Genomic DNA, 21,579 nt, shown 5'->3' with positions numbered 1-21,579 from the left:
TGGACAGACATATCTTCTGCGCCAATAGCTAATCTCACCAAAGGCAGTCACAACTGAGCGCTTATTTTTCTTTTCAATCTGATAGCCTTGCTTTTTAGTTTCTTCAACTAAGCCGGCATCAACTTCTTCTAGTGCTAATTTAATTAATTCTCTAATCAAATCAAAGAAGTAGCACATTAATGCCTTTTCACGGGCAATAACATTATTTTCAGACTTAATAATTTTTACGATATCAGCTATAATAGATTCCATAAAAGACCAGCTTCTAATGTGTTTTTTGTTCTTAACATCAGACTACTGGTCTTTTTGTTTTAGCTCAAGTCCAATTTCAAAGGATTTGAGCTTTTTTAATTATTTATTCAACTTACCGCAAAAAATTATACACTTAGAAATGTAACCGTTATTTTGAAGCGGCCTTTGTAAGTTTGTCTGCTTGCTCCTGGGCGGCTTGACCCAAAATGTTCAAGTAATTGAATGGTCGGTCAAACTGTGGCTGGAACAGCATATCAACCATGGCCAAGTCGTCGATGGTATTCTCGTTTTGAATACATACTGAAAGGGTATTGGCCGACTGCGAAACGTCGTAGGTACTCAAGAGGGAACCGCCAAGGATTCGACGTGAATCAGGATCGTAGACCAGTGACATCAAGACAGGTTCGGTGGTTGGCATGAATTCTGGTCGGTAGTTATCAGTGATGATGACTTCGCTAGCGTTGATATTCTGTGCCTTTGCGGCAGCCATGGTCAAGCCAGTTGAAACAATGGTCTTGTCGTATAATTTCAAACCAGATGATGATTGAGTTCCCATGTATTTAACAGTTGGCTTTTCAATGTTCTTACCGACTAAGATTCCTTGGCGAACAGCGTTAGTTGCTAATGGAATATAAGCCAAGCCGTGAGTTGGATTGTAATGAACGGCAACGCTATCGCCGGCACCGTAAATATCTGGGTCGGAAGTCTGCATGTACTCGTTGGTAATTAAAGCACCATTGTCGGTCATTGCCAACTTACCCTTAAATAGGCCGGTGTTAGGACGGAAGCCGACACAGAGTACAACCAGGTCAGTTTCGTATGATCCCTTGGTGGTCTTGATCGTGACGGTGTCTTCACCGGAAATTTCGGTTACTTGTTGATCTAGGCCAAGGGTCACGCCATGATCGGTAAAGTCTTTTTCAACAACGTCGGTAAATTCCTTGTCAAAGTATTTACTCATGATACGGTCGGCACCGTCGAGCAAGGTCACGTCATGTCCTTTGGTGTTGTATGCCTCAGCTAATTCGGCACCGATGTAGCCGGCACCAACGATGGTAATTCGTTTCTTTTCTGGAGCTGTTTCAAAGAGTTCTTTGGCGTGATTCCAGTTCTTGCATAAGTAAACGTTTTTGTTATCAACACCCTTAATTGGTGGGATGACTGGCCATGAACCGCTCGTCACGACCAACTTGTCATAAGTGTCTTCAAATTGTTGATCATTCTTAAGATCGCTAACTTCAATTGTTTTTGAAGCTGGGTCAACGTTGGTGACTTCGTGGTTCATCTTAACGTTGGCACCTAGTTTTTTAAGTTCGTCTGGGCTAGAATAGAACAAGCCTTGTGGATCCTTTACATGTCCCCCGAGATATAAAGCGATTCCGCATGAAAGAAACGAAATGTTATCATTCTTTTCGTAAACGGTGACCTCTGCGTCTGGGTGTTCTGCTAAAATTGTTTTGATGGCAAAGGTTCCTGCATGGGTACAACCAATAACTGCAACTTTCATATTAACTTCTCCTTCGTTTTATAAAAGATTCACAAGCGTTTGCTTGTACTTACATATTACAAGTTGTGCAAGCGATGTCAAGACCTTGACAAAAGCCTTTTTCTGTTATGCAATGCGGTTCACATAGCTCAATGGTTGGTAGACTGGGATTTATAACGCAGACAAAACAGTTGCACACAATATAAAAACATTTTTTTGGAGGCCATTTTGAAATTTTCTTGGATAGTAACAAATGATGACCCAAAAACATTGAAAAAATTCTTGAATACTAGAGGTATCAGTCACCGGATGTATAAGAGCACCAAAATCGGTGGTGGTCAATTCATGGTTGGCAGTCGAGAAGTCGATGCTGCGGTTAACCTACGTGTCAGTGATCAAGTAACAGTTATTTTACCCGCCGAGCTGAGTGATCCAAACGTTGCTGTCAGCCACCAGCCAATCTCGATTGTTTACGAGGACGACAACTGGTTGATTGTCGACAAACCCGCAGGATTGACGGTGGTGCCAGGGCCGGCCAACCGCGATGATACGCTGGTGAATCGGGTGAAGGGCCATTTAGTTGATCATGATGCTGAAGATTTGGTCCCCCACATTATTACACGGCTGGACCGCTTTACCAGTGGATTGGTGTTGATTTCCAAACACCGTTTGGCAAATAGTTTAGCAAATGAGCTGTTAGTGAACAAAACGCTTCATAAAAAGTATCAGGCCGTGGTGATGGGGGTCGGATTGCTGGAACACGGATTCATTGATCGGCCGATTGCCAAGGACCCAATCGGTTATGGGCAGATCATTGCAGATGATGGCAAACCGGCACAAACGGAATACTGGGTCAATCATCAGTTCGCCAATAAGACATTGGTTGACGTCGTTTTGCATACCGGTCGCACCCACCAGATTCGGGTTCATTTTGCTGCGATTGGCCATCCGTTGCTTGGCGATGAGCTGTATCAGGGACCGATGAATTTGGGGATTCATCGTCAAGCGTTGCATGCGACCGAACTTAGTTTCCAGGATCCATTTTCCGATAGGGGGTTGAACTTTAAATCCCAACTCCCACAAGATATTTCAGCACTTCTTAATTAGAGGAATACTCATATTGTGCAGAAATGAACATGATAAGGCCAGTCGTTCTGCGAGCCCGGTTTATTCCAAATTAGAATTCAATGAAAGCGAGTTCATTTCCGTTGTATTTTCGCGGGCTTCTGGTATAGTATGGGTATTAACTTAAGGAGGAGACTAGATATGTCTACCAATGGTGAATCGGATCAGACGGTTCAAAAAATTATTGCTGAGATGGAAACTAATTTGTCTGTATTATCATGGATGAAGGGCGCAGAGGAAGACAAGCAGACCCGCGAGCACATCCGTGCTTTGAAGGCAGCTTTGTTGAAAGCAAAATCAGATTTAATTAAGGCATAATGTTTCAAGCTTTGGTTAGGCACTAGTTTTAGACGACTATTTAAATGATTTTAAAAGAATGGCTTACTGATATAATAATCGGTGAGACATTCTTTTTTGTGTACATAATTAGGGAGGGATTGAGAACATGCCAGAAGCTAAAACAGCGATTTGCTTTATCGACCACCGGGAACACATGTTGATTGATGGTCGTTATCTAAAGGATTTAGAGCCGGCAACGCGAAATTTGATTAAGGGCGATTATCCGAAAGCGAAGGTCACCGATTTTATTTGTGATCATGATTTGCTGAAGTACCAATTAATGCGTGTCGATGGGATGGTCAATGCTGATGTCAAGCAGACCAAGAAGATCAATCGACGGCTGACCAAGGCGATGCAAAGCGATGATTATGACATTATCGATGTGAACGACAATCTGGCCAAGAGTCTAACGTTTGGTCAAAAAGTCTCTGATGCCGTGGCCAGATTTGGTGGTAGTTGGGGTTTCATTGGCGTTTTCACGTTCGTGTTAATCGCTTGGATGTGTATCAATGGCCTGCAGTTGTTTGGGATGCACTTTGATCCTTATCCATTTATCCTCTTGAACTTAGCGTTGAGCTGTATTGCCGCCATTCAGGCCCCAATTATTATGATGAGCCAGAACCGGGCTGCCGACCGTGATCGGATGAGTTCTGAAAATGATTATCATGTGAACCAAAAATCGGAGCATGAGTTGAGAATTTTACATGCAAAGCTTGATAATTTGACGCAAAATCAATTACCGCATTCACTGGAAATTCAAAAGCTGGAGATTGAAATTCTCGGCCAAATCCGCACGGAGCTTGATATGATTCAGCGCAATCAATTTGGTAATCCGAAGCGTGATTTGAATGAAAACGAACAACCGAAAAATGAAAATGATTCTGAAAACAATGAGTAGTTTCATCCTCAATTTTGACAATAAATGAAAACTTCAGTAATATATGATGTAACACACATACTGAATGTTCATTTATTAGGAGGATTTTTTTGATAACCGTAAGAGTTGCACAGCAAGATGACGCCGGCCAGATAGCCCCGTTAATTGATATTATTTTTGATGAGATGGAACTTGACGAATTAGAAGACGTTCCCGAACCTGGATTAGCCAAGGTCATCACGAGGGCTTACCAGACAGACACGTATCTGTCTAGTAAGGCATCCACCGTGGTGGCCGAGGCCAATGGCCAAGTTGTTGGGGTCGTCTTTGGCTACCCCAGCGAAAATGAGGACGATATCAATAAAGTTCTGATTAATTTATCGAAAAAAAGTGCGGACTTTAAAGAGCCGTATATCCCTGATTCTGAGACCAATTCTGATGAGTGGTATTTGGATTCCATCGCCGTTGATCCTAATTGGCAGGGCCATGGAATTGGCAGCAAGCTACTCGCTGCTGTGCCACGAATGGCGTTGAACGATGGTAAATCAGTGATTGGCTTGAATGTGGATTTTGAAAATCCTGAAGCAAAAAAATTATATGAACGAAAAGGATTTAAGACAGTTGGCACGCAAATGATTGGTGACCACTTGTATGATCATATGCAGAAGGCTGCCGAGAAGCGGAGTTTGTTGTACGTTTGATAGTGTGGAAAAATGAGCGGTTAGCTTCCAGAGTATAAGGGGGGCAATCAAATATCCAGGGTTTGGATGTTTGATTGCCCCCCCCTTATACGGCCGGAAGCTGCTCATTTTTCCACGATTCAGCGAAATAATAGTGAGAATACGTAAAGACCTGAACAAAACAGTCAGTTTTGTTCAGGTCTTTTTGTCATATATAGTTGACATTGTTCGGTAGTAGCATTATATTATTGATGACACATATATGTGACAAAGTAGCCAGGGGAGGCCGGTTAATTTGAACAGAGTCAGGGAATATCGAAAGCAGGTAGGCATTTCCCAATTTGCTTTGGCCGAAAAGGTCGGGGTGGCCAGGCAAACCATTAATCTGATTGAGAATGACAAGTATAACCCGTCATTAAAACTATGTATCAGCTTGGCCGAGGAATTGGGGACGGATTTAAACACACTATTTTGGAAGGTAGATGAAGAGTCATGAAAGAGAGTGTCTTGATTAAAGTGATGCGATACCTTTTCAGTATTCGCGGTGTACTGAATGAGCACAATGCTAGAGAAGTCGGCAAAGTCGCGATAAACGCCTTTGTGTTTCTATGGATGTATACGCCTATTGCCAATGGGACTGTTCTCATGCTACCGGAGAATATGAAGACTAGATCGATGATCAATGGATTTGTTTTGATTAATATGATTATTGGATTGGGCGGTGTGAGCCTTTATGTCACTCATAAAGTTTCCGCATTGAAACTGAATTACCAAGAGGTCTCAACTGAAGCCTATCCAAAGGCGGTTCATAAAGCCGTGATCCATGGTGCCTGGTTTGGTTGTTGCTATGGCGTGATTGCGTATCTGATGCTTGCCCAAATTAACGGTTTTCTTTCAATCTTTAGTATTGGGGTTGGGTTGTTCTTGGTGGTTGTTGGCTGGACATCGGATACTCAACGAGAGATTGGCCACATTGTTAAGGTTGAATAGGAGGAAAATAATGCGACAAGACGAGACGATTTCCACAAAATTATTCCGATACTTTTTCCATATTCGAGGGGTGTTAGTCAAAGAAGCCCGTCAACAAATGAATGCCGCTATCGCAAAAGCATTTTTATTTATGTGGTTATACATATTGGTATTTAACGGCTGCGTTTTGCTGTTTGCTAAGAATAGCACCGGCAGTGGATCTTGGCTGCTGTTTGTCTACTTGAGCTTACTGATTGGTGTTGGCGGCACCCGGGCAGCCAACTTGCACTTAGATGTCCGCAAGGTGACTCCCAATCAGTATGATGACGCGGTTGAGGATGCAGTCATTGGCAGCGTTTGGGTTGGTTTTCTCGGCGGGGTGATCTTATTTGCAGTTTGGATGAATGCCAGTCCGTCTGATCGGCCATTTCCGGGGATCTTTGCCTTCTTATTCTTGGTCGTCGCATGTGTCTGGGAGGCCCGAGAAGCAATTAGCCATATTGTGGTCGTGGAATCTGATGGAAAGAGGGAGAAATAATGAAAGTTAAAGAAAGCTTTGGATCAAGGTTATTGATGCATTGGTTTGGAGTCAAACGGCCATTTGATGAATACAAGCACCAACAAATCGGCAGGATCGGCACCAACGCTTACATGATTTTGGCAGTCTACTTATTTGTTTCAAGCATCGTCGCCATATTTGTGGGCCAAAAAGACCCGGAAGAAGTATTGATGTGGCTGGTCATGATTAATATTGTGATGGTTGGCTTTGTGGTGAATATTTATATCCTTGTTGCCATGATGCGAGCACACATTGCGACACGCGAAATTCGAGCTACCAGTCGTCGGCAGGTGATTGGAAAAGCAGTTTTAAAAGGAATCGGCTTGGCCATTTACTTTGGCGTATTTATGTTGTTCGCAGATGTTTTAATTGACTGGCATTTTGATGACACCAGTCCGGTCAAAACTATCGAAAATGTTGCGGTCATTTGGTCTGATGCCAGAAGCGGATTGTTTTTTGGGATCGCAATCGCGATCTATGAGATACTTACGACCAAAATCTATAAAGAGTAAGCTATGTAATCGTTAATTATTCTTCCATTCAACTTGTTTGAACTTGCATGAACACCTAATTATCAGTAAAATGATTTTTGCGTGATTGAATAACGATGAATGCAAAGGGGAACAGTATGGAAGATAATATTAAACTTGGCAACCCGGTTTTTAACAAAATGATGTTCGTGCTGGACAAGCCGGTCAATGAGCAGAATCACCGGGATTACCGCTTCAACGACGAAGAATTGGTTCAAATTAGCGACGGTATCTGGGCGATGCCGGCCTACATGAAAGATAATGATGATTTCAGCATGTTCTTTATCATTACTGAAATTGACGATGGCAACACCGTGTTAGCATTTTCTACCGGTGAAAAGAAGGGGGAACAATTTTCCTTGAGTAACCCGATTATTACGGGTGAAGCACTCAACATGCTGGTGAAGCATGACCAGGACAAGGCAGCCTCAATTTTGCACTTCTTAGATCAAATTTCCAAAGCCGATGAGGGTAACTGGCGAATGGTCGAATAATGACTGTTGCATTTTGCCAGCAAGCTGTTAGACTATCATTTGATTTGAATTTTAACGAAATTTGGGAGTAACGGTTATGAAATTGACTTTGAATGAAACAGCAGCTAAATTTAACGTCAGCCCGGACGTGATTGACGATTATATCAAAAACGGCCTGGTTCCGAGTAAACCTCAGGTGACAGTTGGGACAGAGTTCGACGACACCGACATGTACTGGATGGAAATGGTCAACTGTTTTATCGAAAATGGCTCATCATTAGAAGACGTCAAACAACTGATTAAACATTGTCATATATAGAACAAAGTTATTGTTAAACCAAGAATTGAATGATATTCTAAACACGTGGGGTATCGGCACTCTTTAAGTCATTAATTAGATGATCGTTTGTATAACTGTTAGATTGCACAAGTAATGTGACAAAAGAGTTCCATCGTGCGAATAAAAGCACTTTGAGTATTCGGTTATAAACCGGATCAGTATTCGAATATGAACGAAGTGATATTTGATTAAAACCATTAGAGTTGCCGATTCCCCATAGGAAAGGTTAGTGCATTTGCGCTGGCCTTTTTCTTGTCAAGTAAACGAAAGCGCTATCATTGTTACCACAGGATGCCGGCTCACAATCATTCGCCGGATCCGCAAACGGCGATCGCATGCTTGTTGACGATCTTTTTTCTGGTGACCTAAACATTTTATTTAGGGATTATGGAATTTTTCACCAACTAATGCAATAATGATAATAGATTGGAGTGATTAGTGGATGGCTGAAAAAAATAATAGTCACGAAGAATTAGCCGGCGCCAAGTTTTTCTGGGTGACCGTGCTAAATGTTGTTATTACCATTGCTGAGTTCGTTGGTGGGGCATTATCAGGCAGTCTGTCACTGATTTCTGACGCCTTTCATAATGCTGGAGATTCGGTTTCGGTCGTTTTCAGTTACGCTGCCAGCAGGATTAGTCTCCGAAAGCAAAATGCCCGCAATACGTTTGGCTATAAACGAGCGGAGATCATTGCCGCTTTTTTGAACTCAATTGCGCTTGCACTTATTTGTGTTTTTTTGATTATTGAAGCGGTCAAACGAATTAGTAATCCTCAGCCGATTAATGGCAACCTCATGCTGATAATTGCTGTCATCGGGTTGGCAGCAAACCTACTATCTGCATTTTTACTGAACTCAGGTTCAAAGAGCAGCTTGAATATAAAGGCAACTTATTTACATATTTTAAGTGATGCCTTATCATCGATAGCAATTATCTTTGGCGGAATTTTGATTGATTTGTACAATTGGACGTTAGCGGATCCAATCGTGACGGTGATCGTGGCAGTTTACATTTTTTATGAGTCAATCCCGATTATTCGCCAAACTTTCAGAATCCTGATGCAGGGCGCGCCGAACTTGGATTATGATCAAATTAAGCATGACTTGCTGCAAATTGATGGCGTTTTTTCCGTCCATCACGTCCATGCCTGGATGATCGACGAGAATAACCTCATTTTTTCAGCGCATGTGAATATGCATGATATGAAATTGAGTGAGGCCCAACCAATTTATTCAGAAATCAGCAAGGTATTGAAGGACAAGTACCACATGTGTCACGTGACAATTCAAGCAGAAACGACCCGCGGTGAGCATGAAGACATTATTTATGACCGCGGTAATGATATTCCATAAATATAGGAGATTTTGAGCTTAATGACCCCAATGAAAGAGGATTATTTAAAAATCATATTTGAACTTGGTGGTTCGGACGATTTAGTCAGTAATAAGCAGATCGCGATTAGTTTGAACATCGCGGCCGGTTCAGTGACTGAAATGGTGAATAAAATGGTTGCTGAAAAATTAGTGACTCATCAACCCTATTCTGGTGTGCAGCTAACCAAGAAGGGGAAGCGATACGCTGAAGAATTGGTTCGCAAGCATCGAATTTGGGAGACATTCTTGGCGGACACGCTGCACTATGACATTTCTGACGTTCACGATGAAGCAGAACTGTTGGAGCACGTCACCTCTGATAAGATGATTGACCACTTGGACGATTTTTTGGGCAATCCGAAACGTTGTCCACATGGCGGGGTGATTCCGGATCGAAATGGTCATTACCACCCGGATCATGATAAATTGCTCACTGATGCAAAGGACGGTGAGGAAGTCATCGTCAACCGATTTATTGACAATCACGATTTATTAACCCTGCTGGGTGATATCAAGCTCGATATTGGTGATAAGTTAAAAATAATTTCTCACGATCCCTTCGAAGGTTCGGTAACCGTTAAAAATGTGACGGACAAGAAGAAATTGGTGATTGGCTTTAAAACGGCCCATTATGTTTTCGTGAGGTGATTGGAATGGCTGACACTGCAACTCGGCAGGAGAATTATAACCATCTAGTTTTGAATACCTGTGTGCTCGCTGGCCGCATCATGATTGAATCGGGGTCAGAAATGTCCCGGGTCAACGACACTATTATGCGCATCGCCAGAAATGCCGGTCTGAAGGATGCTCAGGTCTATGCGACTTTGACGGGAATTATCATGTCAGGCGGTGTCAAAGAAGTCGGGGCTGAGGTCGGCTCAATTGATAAGCGGGCGTTTGACATGGAAAAAGTTGCCAAGGTCAATGAATTATCCAGGGCTTACGCTGCCAAAAAGATTGATATTTATGAGTTCCGTGACGATCTTGTCCATATTGATGACTTAGTAGCGACATTTCCACTTTGGTTACAAACCTTGGGTGCCGGCTTGGTGAGTGGCACTTTGGTTGTCGTGTTTCAAAATAATCTGCCAGATTTTTGGATCACGTTTATTGTCGGCATGTTCGGCTGGGCAGTTTATTATTTTTTGAACATCTATATCCAGATCCGCTTTTTAAGTGAATTCTTGGCTGCCGTCGTCGTTAGTGCGCTTGCGTTGATTTCTGTGAAAGCCGGCCTGGGGGTTCGTGCAGACGATATCATTATTGGTGGCATGATGCCCCTGGTGCCTGGAATACCGTTGACTAACGCTGTTCGAGATGCGTTATCCGGTAATTTGATTAGTGGGCCGGCCAGAGGAATCGAAGCACTGATTAGTGCCTGTGCGCTTGGGTTTGGTGTGGCAATCGCGCTGCACTTCTTTTGAGGAATGCTTATGAGTCTGTTTTTCATTAAATGTATTTGTGTTTATTTTTCTGGGATTGGTTTTGGCCTAATCGTTAATTTGCCGCACAGGGCTTTAAATGTCGCTGGGATTACAGCTACTTTAAGTTGGCTGGTGTATTACGGGATTATCAACACCTGGGGTGGACTGGGCGCCGCCAATTTCTTTGGTGGTTTGACCATTGGCTTGGTTTCAGTGGTCATTGCCCACCTTAAGAAGATGCCTAGTATCTTGTTTGACGTTCCTGGGTTGGTGCCGTTAGTGCCAGGAGGCCAAGCGTATAATACGATTAAAAATTTTGCTTTGGGTGATTATCAAGTGGCCTTTAACTATCTTTCAGAGGTAGTTTGGATTGCCGGGTCGATTGCCTTGGGGTTTATCGTGGCGGAGTTAATTAATAAAATCCGCATTAAAATCAAATATGTGTCGAGAGGATGGGATAAATAGCCCATCCTTTTTTTGTGATTGCTTGATTGACATTCTCAATTAACGGTGTATTATTTTCCTTGGATAATATTATATAGCGTATAATACTACAGAGGTGACAATATGGCGATCCAAATAAGTTCAGAATTATTAGATGGATGTGTACTGGGGATTCTGAATAGTCAGGACTACTACGGTTATTCGCTAACCCAGAAGGTTCAAGAGTCAATTTCTGTTTCGGAATCGACGATGTATCCAGTGTTAAGACGTTTGAAGAAGAACGATTTGCTGTCGACTTATGATGAGCCATATCAAGGCCGCAATCGACGGTACTATAAAATTACGCCGGAAGGAAAACGGCAGTTTGGCATTATTCAACAGGAGTGGCAGGAATTTAAGAAGGGCATTGATAATATGTTAGGGGATGATCAGGATGAATGATTATATTGAAGAATTTCGGGCGCTGCTGGGACAGTTGAGTCCAGAAGAGCGGGACGAGGCGGTCGATTTTTATCGTGAATATCTCCAAGATGGCAGCTATGAGACCTATGACGACTGCATCAGGGAGTTGGGCACGCCCCATCAGTTGGCTCGAAAGGTGTTAGCCGATTATTCGATTCGGACGCTGGAAGCACCGGTGTCGCAGCAATCTCGAAAGCAGCAACCAAAGAATGATGTCAAAACCATTTGGCTGATAGTCTTGGCAATCCTTTCAACACCGGTTACAATCCCCTTGGCATTAGGGATAGCTGGTCTCTCGATAGGGGTATTTGCCGCCGCATTGGAGTGATAGTTGGTTTGATTGGACTTTTCTTTGGTGTGGTAGTCGGCGGCCTTGGCGGTCTGGTTGTGGGGATTGGTGTCCTGACAGCTGATCCATGGTTAGGCCTTCTATATATTGGAGCTGGCCTCATGATTGTTGGGATCATTGTCATGATGTCACCAGTATTTTCGGCGATGTTTAACGGTGTAATTCGCGGTGTCACCAATTTTTCTCGATGGGCCTATCGAAGACTCATACCGAAAAATCGGGCTGAAAGACACGGAAAGGGGCCTCAAAAATGAAAAAGTCAGTGATCGTTGGGTTATCCATAACTATTATTGGTGGCATTTTGATGGCAATTGCCTTAGGACATACCGGCTTTAAAACCATCGTTTGGGATAATGGGTTCAGGGTTGAGGACGAGCAAGCACAAGCGACAAAGATGAACGTTAAAGAACTTGGCGGATCGGTGAACAAGATCAAGTTTGCAACTGAGAGTCAAGTGATAATTCGAACCAGAAATGTGAAAAAGCTCAGCATTTCATACTCTAAGAATAATCACGTTAAGCAAGATGGAAGTGCATTGACAATCACTGGTAAACGTCAACATCATCAGCACCATACTCGAATTATTGGTTTCAGTATTGAAAGTTATGACAATGACGACGGTCATGTCTTAATTACAATTCCTAAGAAAACCAAGCTTAAAGAAATTAGTGGCCGCAGCGATGATAGTGTGTCAATATCTAATTTAGATGCAAACAATATTGAGTTGACGGGTGAGGCCGATATTAATATGGCACACGTAAAAACACTGTCGACACTTAATTTGAAGGGGACTGACGATACGACTTTGAAAAATGTGACTGCGCCTGATGTTACACAAACCAGTGATGGCGGAGATTTAACTTATCAGAATGCGGACTTTTCAAGCGGAAGCAGTACCGTTTCAACTGATGGTGGGGATATTGATGCGCTAATTTCGAACCCGAAAAAAGGTCAAGTAAGTGCTAATACAGACGGTGGTGACGTTTCACTCTTCGGTCATTCTAGAAGTTCATGGCAAATGGCACAGAAAAAATCAATTCTTTACCGACTAACCTCTGATGGTGGCGATATTACTGTCCGATAAAGGAAAACCATTTTGAATGATCTAATTGTACGAGAAAGCCCCACAAAATCAGTATTTAAATTCACTGATTTTGCGGGGCTTTAAATAGTTACAGTTGCGCCTAGTGCTCGATGATTATCTTAAAATCCCAAACACAAAACTAATCCCTAAAATCACCAGCACAATGGTGGTGATCCAAACATACAGATTGTCACCTTCGCGATAGAAGGAATAAATTGAAACCACCACTCGTAATACCGGTGTCAAAATCAACAGGAAAATTCCCAGCATCATAATCGCGTAAGGCTTTAGTTCGGCAATTCCCGCCCAAATTTGGGAAAAGTCAGTCGGAAAGGCATTATTTGGATAGCCGCCATTACCTTTGACGATCAAAAGAACTAGGCCAATGATCATCACAGTCGCAGAAATCATGACGCCCAGTCGAAGAATCTTGCCAATTAACAGCTGGACATCGGCCATTTCTTCAGTCATTTGCTCTTTCGTATTTTTGTCCATCTTATCCGATTCCCTTCATAAACATCTCGATGCCAATGTAAAATAGGATTGGCACGAAAATCATCCGGATCGTTCGTGCAGACATGTCACGCATGATCCGAGAACCCATGCGGGCGCCAACTAAAATTCCCAAGGCCAGAGGAACGGCAATCATTGGTTTGATCGAGCCATTGAAAAAATACACGGTAGCGCTGGCGGCGGCAGTGACACCCATCATCAGGTTACTGGTTGAAGTCGATGGCTTGAGCGGCATTTTCATGACCGTATCCATTGCCATGACCTTGAAAGCCCCTGAGCCGATGCCAAGCAGGCCACTGGCAATCCCGGCGCCATACATCACCGCCAAGCCGCCGGGGATGTGTTCAACCTGATAGTTGATGGTTTTGCCTTCAACATTATCGAAGTAGCTGCTGTCCAACTTGAACTTGGATGATAACTGATCGGGATGAGCCCGGTGAAGGACTTCTTGGTGACTGATCAACTTTCGAATCATATTGTATCCAGAGAATAATAGCAGTAAGCTAAATAGTATGTACAAATATTTGGGATCAATCACTCCAGTCAACAGGGCACCACTCAACGCCCCCAAAGTGGTGGCAATTTCCAGGAACATGGCCACCCGCAAATTGAGCACCTTGTCGCGGAGGTAAGCAATGGTCGCACCGGAACTGGTTGCAATCACGGCAATGATACTAGCGCCAATCGCGTATTTGATGTCGACACCCATCAATAATGTCAAAATGGGCGTTAGGATAATGCCACCACCTAAGCCAAGAATGGCCCCGGCAAAGCCAGCGAACATGCCAATGGCAATCATCAATAAAGCATAGTTTATCAAGTCTTTCACTCCTCTTTTGAATCCTATCTCTAACTCACAAAATTATACACTTTCTGCAAATAATTAAAAGATAGCTAAGAATTTTCAGAAACCAGAAACCAGGTTTTCGATTTGTGATATACTCCTCTTGAGTAATACATACGAGAGGGTTGTTAAAATAATGTACGGAAACGAAGACTACATGCTGATGGAACGTGATCCAAACCGTTTGGTCAAGCTGATTGTGAGCTTGTGCTTTACAGCTTTACTGTCAGTTTCAGTGGCGTTTAATTTTGATTATCTGCAATTTTTAGACTCGATTTTTACAACGGCTATCCAAGGATCCTCACCGACACCGGGACTGGAACATTTTTATTCGGTCATCACATTTCTGGCCAGCCCGAAAATGGACATCTTTTGGGTGTTCATCGTTGCCTTTTTCCTCTGGGGATTTAAATATAAAGTCCCTGCACTTTGGGCGTTAGGCACGATTTTTGGTGGTGATGTGATTGGCGCGGTCGTCAAGCAACTGGTCAGACGTCATCGGCCACCCCTTCACTTAGGCGTTGATAACGGCTATAGTTTCCCAAGCGGCCATGTGTTGGGCTTCTTCCTAGTAGCCGGCGTGCTATGGATTATTGTCTTGCCGTTGATTGAACGGGCATCCATCCGGATAGTCCTTAAAGTCCTACTCGTTATTGGGCTGGCACTTGTGATGCTCTCACGAGTCTACTTGAATGCCCATTACCCAACGGACACAGTGGGAGCCTGCCTGGTTGGCTACTCCTGGCTGTTGGTGGCTGAAATGCTGTATGCCAGCTATGCGCCACAAGTTGCCCGCTATCGGTTTGTGGTGCATACTAAAATTTAGATTTTAAGAGCGCGACGAGACCCGGGAGATGCGGTGTGTAAGGCCAAAAGGATTAAAATCCGGGTCTTGGATTTAAATCCTTTTGGCCTTACACGTTAGCATCTGGGTCGTCGAAGCGTATTTTGAAGGCCACGGGTAGCTCAAAAGAGGATAACAAGCGTGTTCTTGTGTTTCACGCTTCCACAAAGAAATATTTAACTTATACAGCACGGGTGAGACGGCAAACGCTTCTGTCTCACCCGCTTTTTTGAAAGGAGATCCCCATGGATTTACCGATTGAGACTACTCGACTTCGACTAACTGAACTAACGCTGACAGATTTAGCTGATTATGAAAACTTGATTATGATCCCCGAAATTTCAGTTGGTGCCGGTTTTAATTTGGTCAGTAACCCCAAAATGCTGGGTGCGGTGGCGAGAAGACAAGTTACCGCGCCAAATTCGTTTGGCATTCGAGTCAAAGGCCGACTGGTCGGTGCTATTCTCCTACATGAGCAAGTTGGCTTCGATTATCAACCTGATCACGCCAACTTGGAACTCAGCTATTTTCTTCACCCAGATTGGTGGCATCAAGGCATCATGTCTGAAGCACTCATAAAGTTAATTGAAGAACTCACTGCCAGCAAGACGATTAAGACCTTAAATGCCGAGGTGTTCAGCAGCAATCAAGCTTCCAAAGGTGTTTTGAAAAAGGCCGGGTTTCAGAAAAAGACAACGCTGATTGACCCACTGGTTAGCAAAGAGAAGGTCATTTATCAACGCGCTTTGCGATGAGAAATGGCTTTCTGGTTTGTCAATTCAATCCAAGTGAGTTACAATTTTGATTGTCGAAGTTATTAACAACTAAATTAATCAATCCAATCGAGTAGAGGCGCATTTATCAAGAGTATATTTCAGGAACTTGAAGGAAGTTATGACTGAAGTAAAAAGGGATGAGTGCCGAAATGATCAGTTGCCTTCCAGCTGGTTGTTGGGGTCCAGTTGAAGAAGCTGGGGACTGTCGCGACAAATCGCGGAGAGCTATCAAGATGTTGAGAAACGCAAACTGTCTCTTTCAATATTTTGAAAGAGATTTTTTTGTAGATTTAGTGAGAATCTGAAATTATTGGATATAGGAGACGAAAAGATGAACGAAAATGAGAGCCAAGAAGCCAACGGACAGGTCAAGCGGGGGCTAAAAGCCCGTCACGTGTCAATGATTGCCTTGGGTGGCTGTATTGGGACCGGATTATTCGTGGCCAGCGGTTCGGCTATCAGCCAGGCAGGACCTGGTGGTGCGTTAACGGCATACTTCTTGATGGGGATGATGGTCTATTTCCTGATGACCAGTTTGGGTGAAATGGCCACGAATATGCCGATTTCCGGGTCGTTTGCCGCATATTCATCCAAATACGTTGATCCTGCACTGGGATTTGCGATGGGCTGGAATTATTGGTTCAACTGGGCCATCACGGTGGCTGTTGATATCAGTACGGCGTCTTTGGTGATGAAGTTCTGGTTGCCCAACGTGCCGGCGTGGATTTGGAGCGCCATTGCCCTGGTAATTATTTTTCTGATTAATGCGATGTCAGTTAGTACCTTCGGCGAAACGGAGTTCTGGATGTCCGCTATTAAGGTAGTTACCATTATTATTTTCCTTGCTGTTGGTGCCCTGACAATCTTTGGGATCATGGGCGGCCATTTTGTCGGCATGCGTAACTTTTCAATCAAGCAGGCCCCATTTGTCGGTGGTTTTCCGGCAATCCTCAGTGTCTTCGTTGTCGCCGGGTTCTCATTTCAAGGAACCGAGCTGGTTGGAATCTCTGCCGGGGAGTCTCAAGATCCCCAACATAGTGTGCCAAAGGCCATTAATGAAGTTTTTTGGCGGATCATTTTGTTCTACATTTTGACGATTTTTGTGATTGCGGCTATTATTCCTTACACTAGTCATTCACTGCTCGGATCAAGTGCGACTGACATTGCGATTAGTCCGTTCACGTTGGTCTTCCAAAGGGCTGGTTTGGCCGCTGCTGCCAGTGTCATGAACGCCGTTATCCTGACGTCCGTTATTTCCTCAGCCAATTCTGGTATGTATGCTTCAACCCGGATGCTGTATTCACTTTCTAACAGCGGTTATGCGCCAAAATCATTGGGTAAAACCGCTGCTAACGGCATTCCTTATTACTCACTGCTGGTAACGACCTTTGTTTCACTATTGACCTTTATCTCCAGTATTGCCGGTCCACAAATCTATATGTGGCTGGTGGCCGCTTCCGGATTGACCGGCTTTATTGCCTGGTTTGGAATTGCCATTTCACACTATCGCTTCAGACGGGCATTTATTCGTCAAGGACACAGCTTGAGTGAATTGAAGTATCACGCTAAGTTGTTCCCGTTTGGACCGGTATTGTGCCTGATTCTCTGTATTCTAGTGATTGTTGGTCAAAACCCGCAAGCCTTTGCCAACTTTGACTGGAAACAGATTCTAGTTACTTACATTAGTGTGCCGCTAGTCTTAATTTTGTACATTTGGTATAAGCTCAAACACCACACGAAAATCATTCCGCTGGATCAGGTTGACGTTTCCCCCGCTCATAAAGACGAGGATCTTTCAAAATTGAATCAAAAGTAATATATTAATTATGAATTGGTCTATCCATATTGGATAGGCCATTTTTTATTATTTTATCGGCCTAAAGCTTGATATTGGGTGAGGATGTTTGGTACAATTTTAGCAATTGGTATATTAAAAACATGAGGTGAAAGATATATGAAAAAGGTTATGTCAAAAGGTAAATTTGAAAGAATGAACAAACTATCCAATGATCAAAATATTATCGACGCATTGGCGTTAGATCAACGTGGATCGCTGGTAAAGGGGATGAAAACGGCCTCCGAAAAATACGGTAAGCTTTTCAGCATGAAGATGGTCTATGATTTCAAGGAAATTGTTTCTGAAATCCTGAGCCCGCTGAGTTCGGCCGTACTTCTGGATGAACAGATGGGATTCAAAGGCATCCAAGCTAAGGACAAAGACACTGGCCTGATCATGTCTTATGAAAAGACGGGGTACGATGCCGATACGCCGGGCCGATTACCCAGCTTGATTCCTGATCAATCAGCTCAAATCATGGTTGAGAAGGGTGCAGATGCACTCAAAGTCTTGGTCTACTACAATCCTAACGATCCAGATGAAATTAATGATGTCAAAAAGGCCTTTGCGCAAAAGTATGGCACCGAAGGATTAGCAGCCGAGACCCCAACTTTCTTTGAAATCGTCACATATGACGATCGTTATGACAGTAAGTCATTAGACTTTGCCAAGATCAAACCTGATTTGGTGTTGCAGTCGATGATGGAATTCACAAAAGAGAAATACCATATCGACGTTTTGAAAATGGAAATTCCATTTAACCCAACCTATGTCAAAGAATGGGCTGATGGCGGGGATTACGCGTATACTGAAGATCAAGCCAAAGGCTATCTCAAAGAGTTAAGCGATGAAGCTAGTCGACCATTTATTTTCTTGAGTGCCGGGGTGCCGACACCCGTTTTCCAACGTGAATTAAAACTTGCGGGAGACGCCGGAGCTAAATTTAACGGTGTCTTAAGCGGCCGAGCAACTTGGCTGGAGGGTGTTGATATTTACATTCGTGATGGTAAGGACGGCTTGGTTGACTGGCTCAAACGCAAAGGGACCAAGAATGTCACTGAACTAACCCAAATTTTATCTGAGAATGCGACACCGTGGTTTGAAGCTTATGGTGGCTTGGACAATATTCAAGTGGTTGATGTTTCGAACATCAACTAAATTCCCACAATATGTTGCACCCATCTCTTCTAACTAGTACAATATGTAGCGTTGATAAAATATTGTGCGACCATTGCACGCAAAAAACGTTAGGGGAATAACTATGCTTGTACTTGCTGGAACGATTGGCGCAGGAAAAACATCATTGACTAAAATGCTGTCACAACATCTGGGCTCGCCTGCCTACTATGAATCGGTTGAACATAATCGTATTTTGCCACTGTTTTATAAGGACCCCAAGAAGTATGCCTTCTTGCTCCAGATTGATTTCTTAAATCGCCGGATGGATGACATCAAAAAGGCTTGGCAGAATGATGAAAGTGTGTTGGATCGATCGATTTTTGAAGATTCACTGCTCTTCCACTTGAATGCCGACTTGGGCCGGGCTACCGAAACTGAGGTAACAATCTACGACTCATTATTGGCCAACATGATGCAGGAGATGCCGCAAACCGACCACAGTAAGAACCCCGATTTGTTGATCCACATTAACATCTCGTTTGATACGATGCTTCGAAGAATCCAAAAACGCGGTCGTTCTTATGAGCAGATCGATAACGATCCTGATTTGTACCAGTATTATAAAGATCTGAATGCCCGTTATCAGACGTGGTACCAAGAATATGACAAGTCACCGAAGATTCAAATCGACGGGGATAAATACGATTTTGTTGAAAACGACGCCGACAAGCATAAGGTCATCGACATGATCGATGCGCAAGTTGACAAGTTGGCAATTTAATCACCGCCTGACCTTGTGATTTTGGGGTCGATTAGTTATAATCGATTTCAGATAAAACGTTTTGTGCCTATTAAGTAGATTTCAGAGAGACAGTGGGTGGTGTGAACTGTCATCGAATATTCCAGCACATGTGAACGGGCAGGTAATGCTGCACGGTGTATACCGTTACCATACGTTGAGAGCTCGGCGTGATACTGTCGAGAAATTGGGTGGTACCGCGAAAAGGATCCTTCGTCCCATAGACGAGGGGTCCTTTTTGTATACAATTTGGGAGGAATTGAAATGTTAGATATCAAGAAAATCAGAAAAGATCCGGATTTTACCAAAGAAAAATTAGCGACTCGAGGAATCAAGCCCGAAACCATTGATGAATTGGTGGGTTATGATGCCAAACGTCGTGATTTGATTGTTGAGTCGGAGTCACTTAAAGCACAGCGAAATGCCGTTTCTGATCAAATTTCCCAAAAGAAGCGCAATAAAGAAGATGCTTCAGAAGCTATTAACCAGATGAAACAGGTTGGTCAACGAATTAAGGAACTCGATGAACAGTTGCGTCAGGTTGAGGAAGATGAACACAATTTGGCTGCCCATCTGCCAAATATCCCTCATGATGATGTGCCGGTTTCATTAACCGAAGAAGGATCAGTCGAACTTCGAAAGATCGGCAAGATCCCTTCATTTAACTTTCAACCAAAGCATCACTGGGAAATCGGTGAAAACCTGGGCATCCTCGATTTTGAGCGGGCAGCCAAAGTTTCTGGCAGCCGATTTGTCTACTATATTGGTGATGGCGCGCTACTGGAACGCGCCGTGTACAACTTTTATCTTGACCAAAACACCGCAGCCGGATATACCGAAGTCATCCCCCCTTACATGGTTAATAATGATTCGATGTATGGTACTGGCCAATTTCCAAAGTTTTTGGAGACTAAGGCCGGTTATGAAATTCAAGACAGTGACTTGACCTTAATCCCCACTGCGGAAGTGCCACTGGTCAATTATTATCGCAATGAAGTTATTCCGACAGAAAAATTACCGGTATCGGTTACGGCCTTATCACCAGCATTTCGATCAGAAGCCGGAAGTGCAGGCCGTGATACCAAGGGCCTGATTCGACTCCATCAGTTTAATAAGGTTGAAATGGTTAAATTTACCAAGCCCGAAGACTCGTGGAAGGCCTTGGAAGAGATTACTCATCAAGCTGAGACTAATCTTCAAAAATTAGGTCTGGCCTATCATGTCATCACTTTGACAACGAGTGACATGAGTTTCACAGCAGCCATGACCCATGATTTGGAAGTCTGGTTCCCAGCACAGGATAAGTATCGAGAGATTTCCAGCTGCTCGAACTGTACGGATTTCCAGGCACGTCGGGCACATATTCAGTACTGCGATGACGAAGGTAAGCTTCACTTTGTCCATACTCTAAATGGCTCTGGATTAGCTGTGGGCAGAACCGTGGCTGCGATTCTTGAAAATTACCAAAACGAAGATGGGAGTGTGACGATCCCTGAAGCATTGCGGCCATACATGCACGGAATGACTAAAATTGAGAAGCAAAACTAATTTGTCAGGTGAGTCGAGGCCGAATTGATCTATGGGCTAATCGGTACACTTGGAAAGGGGTTGGAACATAACCCTTTGAGCGTTTGTAGTGGCGACTTTGGTCACCACTTTTATCTTGCCAAAAGCTGCGACAACGGCCAGCATCGCTTGCCTAGCCTACATGGCAAACGGCAGATCCCTGCCGCTTAACGAGAAAAAGCAATCATTCCAAAACCGGGAATGGGAGCTACCCCGGGTCAAGTAGACAATTAAATAATTAAAACTGTTATGCAGTTTCTTCAACGGTATGATTCCGGTATTCCACTGGGGTCATGCCGTTGAGTGTTTCTTGTCGTCGTTCGTTGTTGTACCAGTTAATGCACTTTTGAATTAAAGTGATTATCTCGATCTCAGATAACGGTTGTTCGAAGGCAAAAAATTCCGTCTTGATGTGACTCCAGAAGCTTTCCATTGGGCTGTTATCCCCTGGAGTTCCTGGCCGCGACATACTATGGACGATGCCCATTCCAGCCAATGCAGTATTATAGCGTC

At 43.5% G+C, this 21,579-nt stretch carries 29 protein-coding genes and 1 riboswitch; of the genes, 24 read left to right on the top strand and 5 right to left on the bottom strand.

Going from position 1 to position 21,579, the window contains the following annotated elements; all coding sequences use genetic code 11:
- Positions 1-252: UPF0236 family transposase-like protein (locus tag LPKJCM_RS09475; protein WP_174659028.1), on the bottom strand; the 252-nt coding region annotated here is incomplete at its 3' end.
- Positions 253-400: 148 nt separating this feature from the next.
- Entirely contained in the window at positions 401-1,759 is a 1,359-nt protein-coding gene (locus tag LPKJCM_RS09470; protein ID WP_057963171.1) for an FAD-dependent oxidoreductase, read from the bottom strand.
- A gap of 207 nt (positions 1,760-1,966) precedes the next feature.
- On the opposite strand from LPKJCM_RS09470, the gene LPKJCM_RS09465 reads away from it, so the two are divergent.
- The 18 genes from LPKJCM_RS09465 (at position 1,967) to LPKJCM_RS09390 (ending at position 12,768) form a co-directional block, all read left to right on the top strand.
- The gene (locus LPKJCM_RS09465) at positions 1,967-2,845 is read left to right on the top strand and encodes an RluA family pseudouridine synthase (protein ID WP_057963172.1); all 879 of its coding nucleotides are present in this window, start codon (positions 1,967-1,969) and stop codon (positions 2,843-2,845) included.
- A gap of 159 nt (positions 2,846-3,004) precedes the next feature.
- On the top strand, positions 3,005-3,181 hold the full coding sequence (locus tag LPKJCM_RS13220; protein ID WP_165758593.1) for a hypothetical protein: 177 nt from the start codon (positions 3,005-3,007) through the stop codon (positions 3,179-3,181).
- A gap of 127 nt (positions 3,182-3,308) precedes the next feature.
- On the top strand, positions 3,309-4,100 hold the full coding sequence (locus LPKJCM_RS09460) for a DUF1003 domain-containing protein (RefSeq protein ID WP_057963173.1): 792 nt from the start codon (positions 3,309-3,311) through the stop codon (positions 4,098-4,100).
- Between the two features lie 89 nt (positions 4,101-4,189).
- On the top strand, positions 4,190-4,780 hold the full coding sequence (locus tag LPKJCM_RS09455) for a GNAT family N-acetyltransferase (protein ID WP_057963174.1): 591 nt from the start codon (positions 4,190-4,192) through the stop codon (positions 4,778-4,780).
- 274 nt (positions 4,781-5,054) lie between these two features.
- A complete protein-coding gene (locus LPKJCM_RS09450) occupies positions 5,055-5,255 on the top strand; it encodes a helix-turn-helix transcriptional regulator (protein ID WP_057963175.1) in 201 nt (66 codons plus the stop codon).
- Complete coding sequence (locus tag LPKJCM_RS09445; protein ID WP_057963176.1) at positions 5,252-5,749, top strand: DUF3278 domain-containing protein; 498 nt, start codon at positions 5,252-5,254, stop codon at positions 5,747-5,749. The genes LPKJCM_RS09450 and LPKJCM_RS09445 overlap by 4 nt, the downstream gene beginning before the upstream one ends.
- A gap of 10 nt (positions 5,750-5,759) precedes the next feature.
- A complete protein-coding gene (locus LPKJCM_RS09440; protein ID WP_087069621.1) occupies positions 5,760-6,266 on the top strand; it encodes a DUF3278 domain-containing protein in 507 nt (168 codons plus the stop codon).
- Positions 6,266-6,799: a DUF3278 domain-containing protein gene (locus tag LPKJCM_RS09435; RefSeq protein ID WP_057963178.1), complete on the top strand. Its 534-nt coding sequence runs from the start codon at positions 6,266-6,268 to the stop codon at positions 6,797-6,799. The genes LPKJCM_RS09440 and LPKJCM_RS09435 overlap by 1 nt, the downstream gene beginning before the upstream one ends.
- A gap of 116 nt (positions 6,800-6,915) precedes the next feature.
- Positions 6,916-7,311, top strand: a complete 396-nt coding sequence (locus LPKJCM_RS09430) for a hypothetical protein (protein WP_057963179.1) — start codon at positions 6,916-6,918, stop codon at positions 7,309-7,311.
- 76 nt (positions 7,312-7,387) lie between these two features.
- Positions 7,388-7,609: a MerR family transcriptional regulator gene (locus tag LPKJCM_RS09425; protein WP_057963180.1), complete on the top strand. Its 222-nt coding sequence runs from the start codon at positions 7,388-7,390 to the stop codon at positions 7,607-7,609.
- 463 nt (positions 7,610-8,072) lie between these two features.
- The gene (locus tag LPKJCM_RS09420) at positions 8,073-8,984 is read left to right on the top strand and encodes a cation diffusion facilitator family transporter (protein ID WP_057963181.1); all 912 of its coding nucleotides are present in this window, start codon (positions 8,073-8,075) and stop codon (positions 8,982-8,984) included.
- A gap of 21 nt (positions 8,985-9,005) precedes the next feature.
- Positions 9,006-9,653 carry a metal-dependent transcriptional regulator gene (locus LPKJCM_RS09415; RefSeq protein WP_057963182.1) on the top strand — a complete coding sequence of 216 codons (648 nt, stop codon included), beginning with the start codon at positions 9,006-9,008 and terminating at the stop codon, positions 9,651-9,653.
- A gap of 5 nt (positions 9,654-9,658) precedes the next feature.
- Complete coding sequence (locus LPKJCM_RS09410; protein WP_057963183.1) at positions 9,659-10,429, top strand: threonine/serine exporter family protein; 771 nt, start codon at positions 9,659-9,661, stop codon at positions 10,427-10,429.
- 9 nt (positions 10,430-10,438) lie between these two features.
- The gene (locus LPKJCM_RS09405; RefSeq protein WP_057963184.1) at positions 10,439-10,894 is read left to right on the top strand and encodes a threonine/serine exporter family protein; all 456 of its coding nucleotides are present in this window, start codon (positions 10,439-10,441) and stop codon (positions 10,892-10,894) included.
- 102 nt (positions 10,895-10,996) lie between these two features.
- Positions 10,997-11,314 (top strand): PadR family transcriptional regulator, encoded by a 318-nt coding sequence (locus tag LPKJCM_RS09400; protein WP_057963185.1) that lies wholly within the window; start codon positions 10,997-10,999, stop codon positions 11,312-11,314.
- Entirely contained in the window at positions 11,307-11,663 is a 357-nt protein-coding gene (locus LPKJCM_RS13600; RefSeq protein WP_225364170.1) for a DUF1700 domain-containing protein, read from the top strand. Before LPKJCM_RS09400 ends, LPKJCM_RS13600 begins: the two co-directional genes overlap by 8 nt.
- An 8-nt stretch (positions 11,664-11,671) precedes the next feature.
- Complete coding sequence (locus LPKJCM_RS13595; protein WP_225364169.1) at positions 11,672-11,938, top strand: hypothetical protein; 267 nt, start codon at positions 11,672-11,674, stop codon at positions 11,936-11,938.
- Positions 11,935-12,768, top strand: a complete 834-nt coding sequence (locus tag LPKJCM_RS09390; RefSeq protein ID WP_057963186.1) for a DUF4097 family beta strand repeat-containing protein — start codon at positions 11,935-11,937, stop codon at positions 12,766-12,768. Before LPKJCM_RS13595 ends, LPKJCM_RS09390 begins: the two co-directional genes overlap by 4 nt.
- 114 nt (positions 12,769-12,882) lie before the next feature.
- On the opposite strand, the gene LPKJCM_RS09385 is transcribed toward LPKJCM_RS09390, so the two are convergent.
- Both LPKJCM_RS09385 and LPKJCM_RS09380 read right to left on the bottom strand, forming a co-directional pair.
- Entirely contained in the window at positions 12,883-13,263 is a 381-nt protein-coding gene (locus tag LPKJCM_RS09385) for a DUF1634 domain-containing protein (RefSeq protein ID WP_057963187.1), read from the bottom strand.
- A gap of 1 nt (position 13,264) precedes the next feature.
- Positions 13,265-14,101, bottom strand: coding sequence for a sulfite exporter TauE/SafE family protein (locus LPKJCM_RS09380; protein WP_057963188.1), 837 nt, complete (start codon positions 14,099-14,101; stop codon positions 13,265-13,267).
- A gap of 160 nt (positions 14,102-14,261) precedes the next feature.
- Here LPKJCM_RS09380 and LPKJCM_RS09375 point away from each other — a divergent pair, with 160 nt between their 5' ends.
- From LPKJCM_RS09375 to serS, 6 genes are all read left to right on the top strand, one after another.
- A complete protein-coding gene (locus LPKJCM_RS09375) occupies positions 14,262-14,951 on the top strand; it encodes a phosphatase PAP2 family protein (protein ID WP_057963189.1) in 690 nt (229 codons plus the stop codon).
- 263 nt (positions 14,952-15,214) lie between these two features.
- Positions 15,215-15,724, top strand: coding sequence for a GNAT family N-acetyltransferase (locus LPKJCM_RS09370; protein WP_057963190.1), 510 nt, complete (start codon positions 15,215-15,217; stop codon positions 15,722-15,724).
- Positions 15,725-15,808: 84 nt separating this feature from the next.
- Positions 15,809-15,981, top strand: a riboswitch (Lysine riboswitch).
- A gap of 95 nt (positions 15,982-16,076) precedes the next feature.
- Positions 16,077-17,561: an amino acid permease gene (locus tag LPKJCM_RS09365; RefSeq protein ID WP_057963191.1), complete on the top strand. Its 1,485-nt coding sequence runs from the start codon at positions 16,077-16,079 to the stop codon at positions 17,559-17,561.
- Positions 17,562-17,699: 138 nt separating this feature from the next.
- Positions 17,700-18,740: a tagatose 1,6-diphosphate aldolase gene (locus LPKJCM_RS09360; RefSeq protein ID WP_057963192.1), complete on the top strand. Its 1,041-nt coding sequence runs from the start codon at positions 17,700-17,702 to the stop codon at positions 18,738-18,740.
- A 103-nt stretch (positions 18,741-18,843) separates the two neighbouring features.
- Positions 18,844-19,482 (top strand): deoxynucleoside kinase, encoded by a 639-nt coding sequence (locus LPKJCM_RS09355; RefSeq protein ID WP_057963193.1) that lies wholly within the window; start codon positions 18,844-18,846, stop codon positions 19,480-19,482.
- Between the two features lie 282 nt (positions 19,483-19,764).
- Entirely contained in the window at positions 19,765-21,048 is a 1,284-nt protein-coding gene (gene serS / locus LPKJCM_RS09350; RefSeq protein ID WP_057963194.1) for a serine--tRNA ligase, read from the top strand.
- Between the two features lie 265 nt (positions 21,049-21,313).
- Here serS and LPKJCM_RS09345 read toward each other — a convergent pair.
- A partial coding sequence (locus tag LPKJCM_RS09345) for an integrase core domain-containing protein (protein WP_165758592.1) occupies positions 21,314-21,579 on the bottom strand: 266 nt, incomplete at its 5' end.

Origin of the sequence: Lentilactobacillus parakefiri, from assembly GCF_002157585.1 — a bacterium.
GTDB classification, from domain to species: domain Bacteria; phylum Bacillota; class Bacilli; order Lactobacillales; family Lactobacillaceae; genus Lentilactobacillus; species Lentilactobacillus parakefiri.
Note: the sequence above shows the minus strand (reverse complement) of the source record. Positions and strands in the feature narration are given on the sequence as shown.

Bases quoted from the DNA above. Each gene is read 5' to 3' on its own strand.
- LPKJCM_RS09470 (WP_057963171.1), bottom strand. From the start codon at position 1,759: ATGAAAGTTGCAGTTATTGGTTGTACCCATGCAGGAACCTTTGCCATC.
- LPKJCM_RS13220 (WP_165758593.1), top strand. From the start codon at position 3,005: ATGTCTACCAATGGTGAATCGGATCAGACGGTTCAAAAAATTATTGCT.
- LPKJCM_RS09460 (WP_057963173.1), top strand. From the start codon at position 3,309: ATGCCAGAAGCTAAAACAGCGATTTGCTTTATCGACCACCGGGAACAC.
- LPKJCM_RS09445 (WP_057963176.1), top strand. From the start codon at position 5,252: ATGAAAGAGAGTGTCTTGATTAAAGTGATGCGATACCTTTTCAGTATT.
- LPKJCM_RS09440 (WP_087069621.1), top strand. From the start codon at position 5,760: ATGCGACAAGACGAGACGATTTCCACAAAATTATTCCGATACTTTTTC.
- LPKJCM_RS09435 (WP_057963178.1), top strand. From the start codon at position 6,266: ATGAAAGTTAAAGAAAGCTTTGGATCAAGGTTATTGATGCATTGGTTT.
- LPKJCM_RS09430 (WP_057963179.1), top strand. From the start codon at position 6,916: ATGGAAGATAATATTAAACTTGGCAACCCGGTTTTTAACAAAATGATG.
- LPKJCM_RS09425 (WP_057963180.1), top strand. From the start codon at position 7,388: ATGAAATTGACTTTGAATGAAACAGCAGCTAAATTTAACGTCAGCCCG.
- LPKJCM_RS09420 (WP_057963181.1), top strand. From the start codon at position 8,073: ATGGCTGAAAAAAATAATAGTCACGAAGAATTAGCCGGCGCCAAGTTT.
- LPKJCM_RS09415 (WP_057963182.1), top strand. From the start codon at position 9,006: ATGACCCCAATGAAAGAGGATTATTTAAAAATCATATTTGAACTTGGT.
- LPKJCM_RS09410 (WP_057963183.1), top strand. From the start codon at position 9,659: ATGGCTGACACTGCAACTCGGCAGGAGAATTATAACCATCTAGTTTTG.
- LPKJCM_RS09405 (WP_057963184.1), top strand. From the start codon at position 10,439: ATGAGTCTGTTTTTCATTAAATGTATTTGTGTTTATTTTTCTGGGATT.
- LPKJCM_RS09400 (WP_057963185.1), top strand. From the start codon at position 10,997: ATGGCGATCCAAATAAGTTCAGAATTATTAGATGGATGTGTACTGGGG.
- LPKJCM_RS13600 (WP_225364170.1), top strand. From the start codon at position 11,307: ATGAATGATTATATTGAAGAATTTCGGGCGCTGCTGGGACAGTTGAGT.
- LPKJCM_RS09390 (WP_057963186.1), top strand. From the start codon at position 11,935: ATGAAAAAGTCAGTGATCGTTGGGTTATCCATAACTATTATTGGTGGC.
- LPKJCM_RS09385 (WP_057963187.1), bottom strand. From the start codon at position 13,263: ATGGACAAAAATACGAAAGAGCAAATGACTGAAGAAATGGCCGATGTC.
- LPKJCM_RS09375 (WP_057963189.1), top strand. From the start codon at position 14,262: ATGTACGGAAACGAAGACTACATGCTGATGGAACGTGATCCAAACCGT.
- LPKJCM_RS09370 (WP_057963190.1), top strand. From the start codon at position 15,215: ATGGATTTACCGATTGAGACTACTCGACTTCGACTAACTGAACTAACG.
- LPKJCM_RS09365 (WP_057963191.1), top strand. From the start codon at position 16,077: ATGAACGAAAATGAGAGCCAAGAAGCCAACGGACAGGTCAAGCGGGGG.
- LPKJCM_RS09360 (WP_057963192.1), top strand. From the start codon at position 17,700: ATGAAAAAGGTTATGTCAAAAGGTAAATTTGAAAGAATGAACAAACTA.
- LPKJCM_RS09355 (WP_057963193.1), top strand. From the start codon at position 18,844: ATGCTTGTACTTGCTGGAACGATTGGCGCAGGAAAAACATCATTGACT.
- serS (WP_057963194.1), top strand. From the start codon at position 19,765: ATGTTAGATATCAAGAAAATCAGAAAAGATCCGGATTTTACCAAAGAA.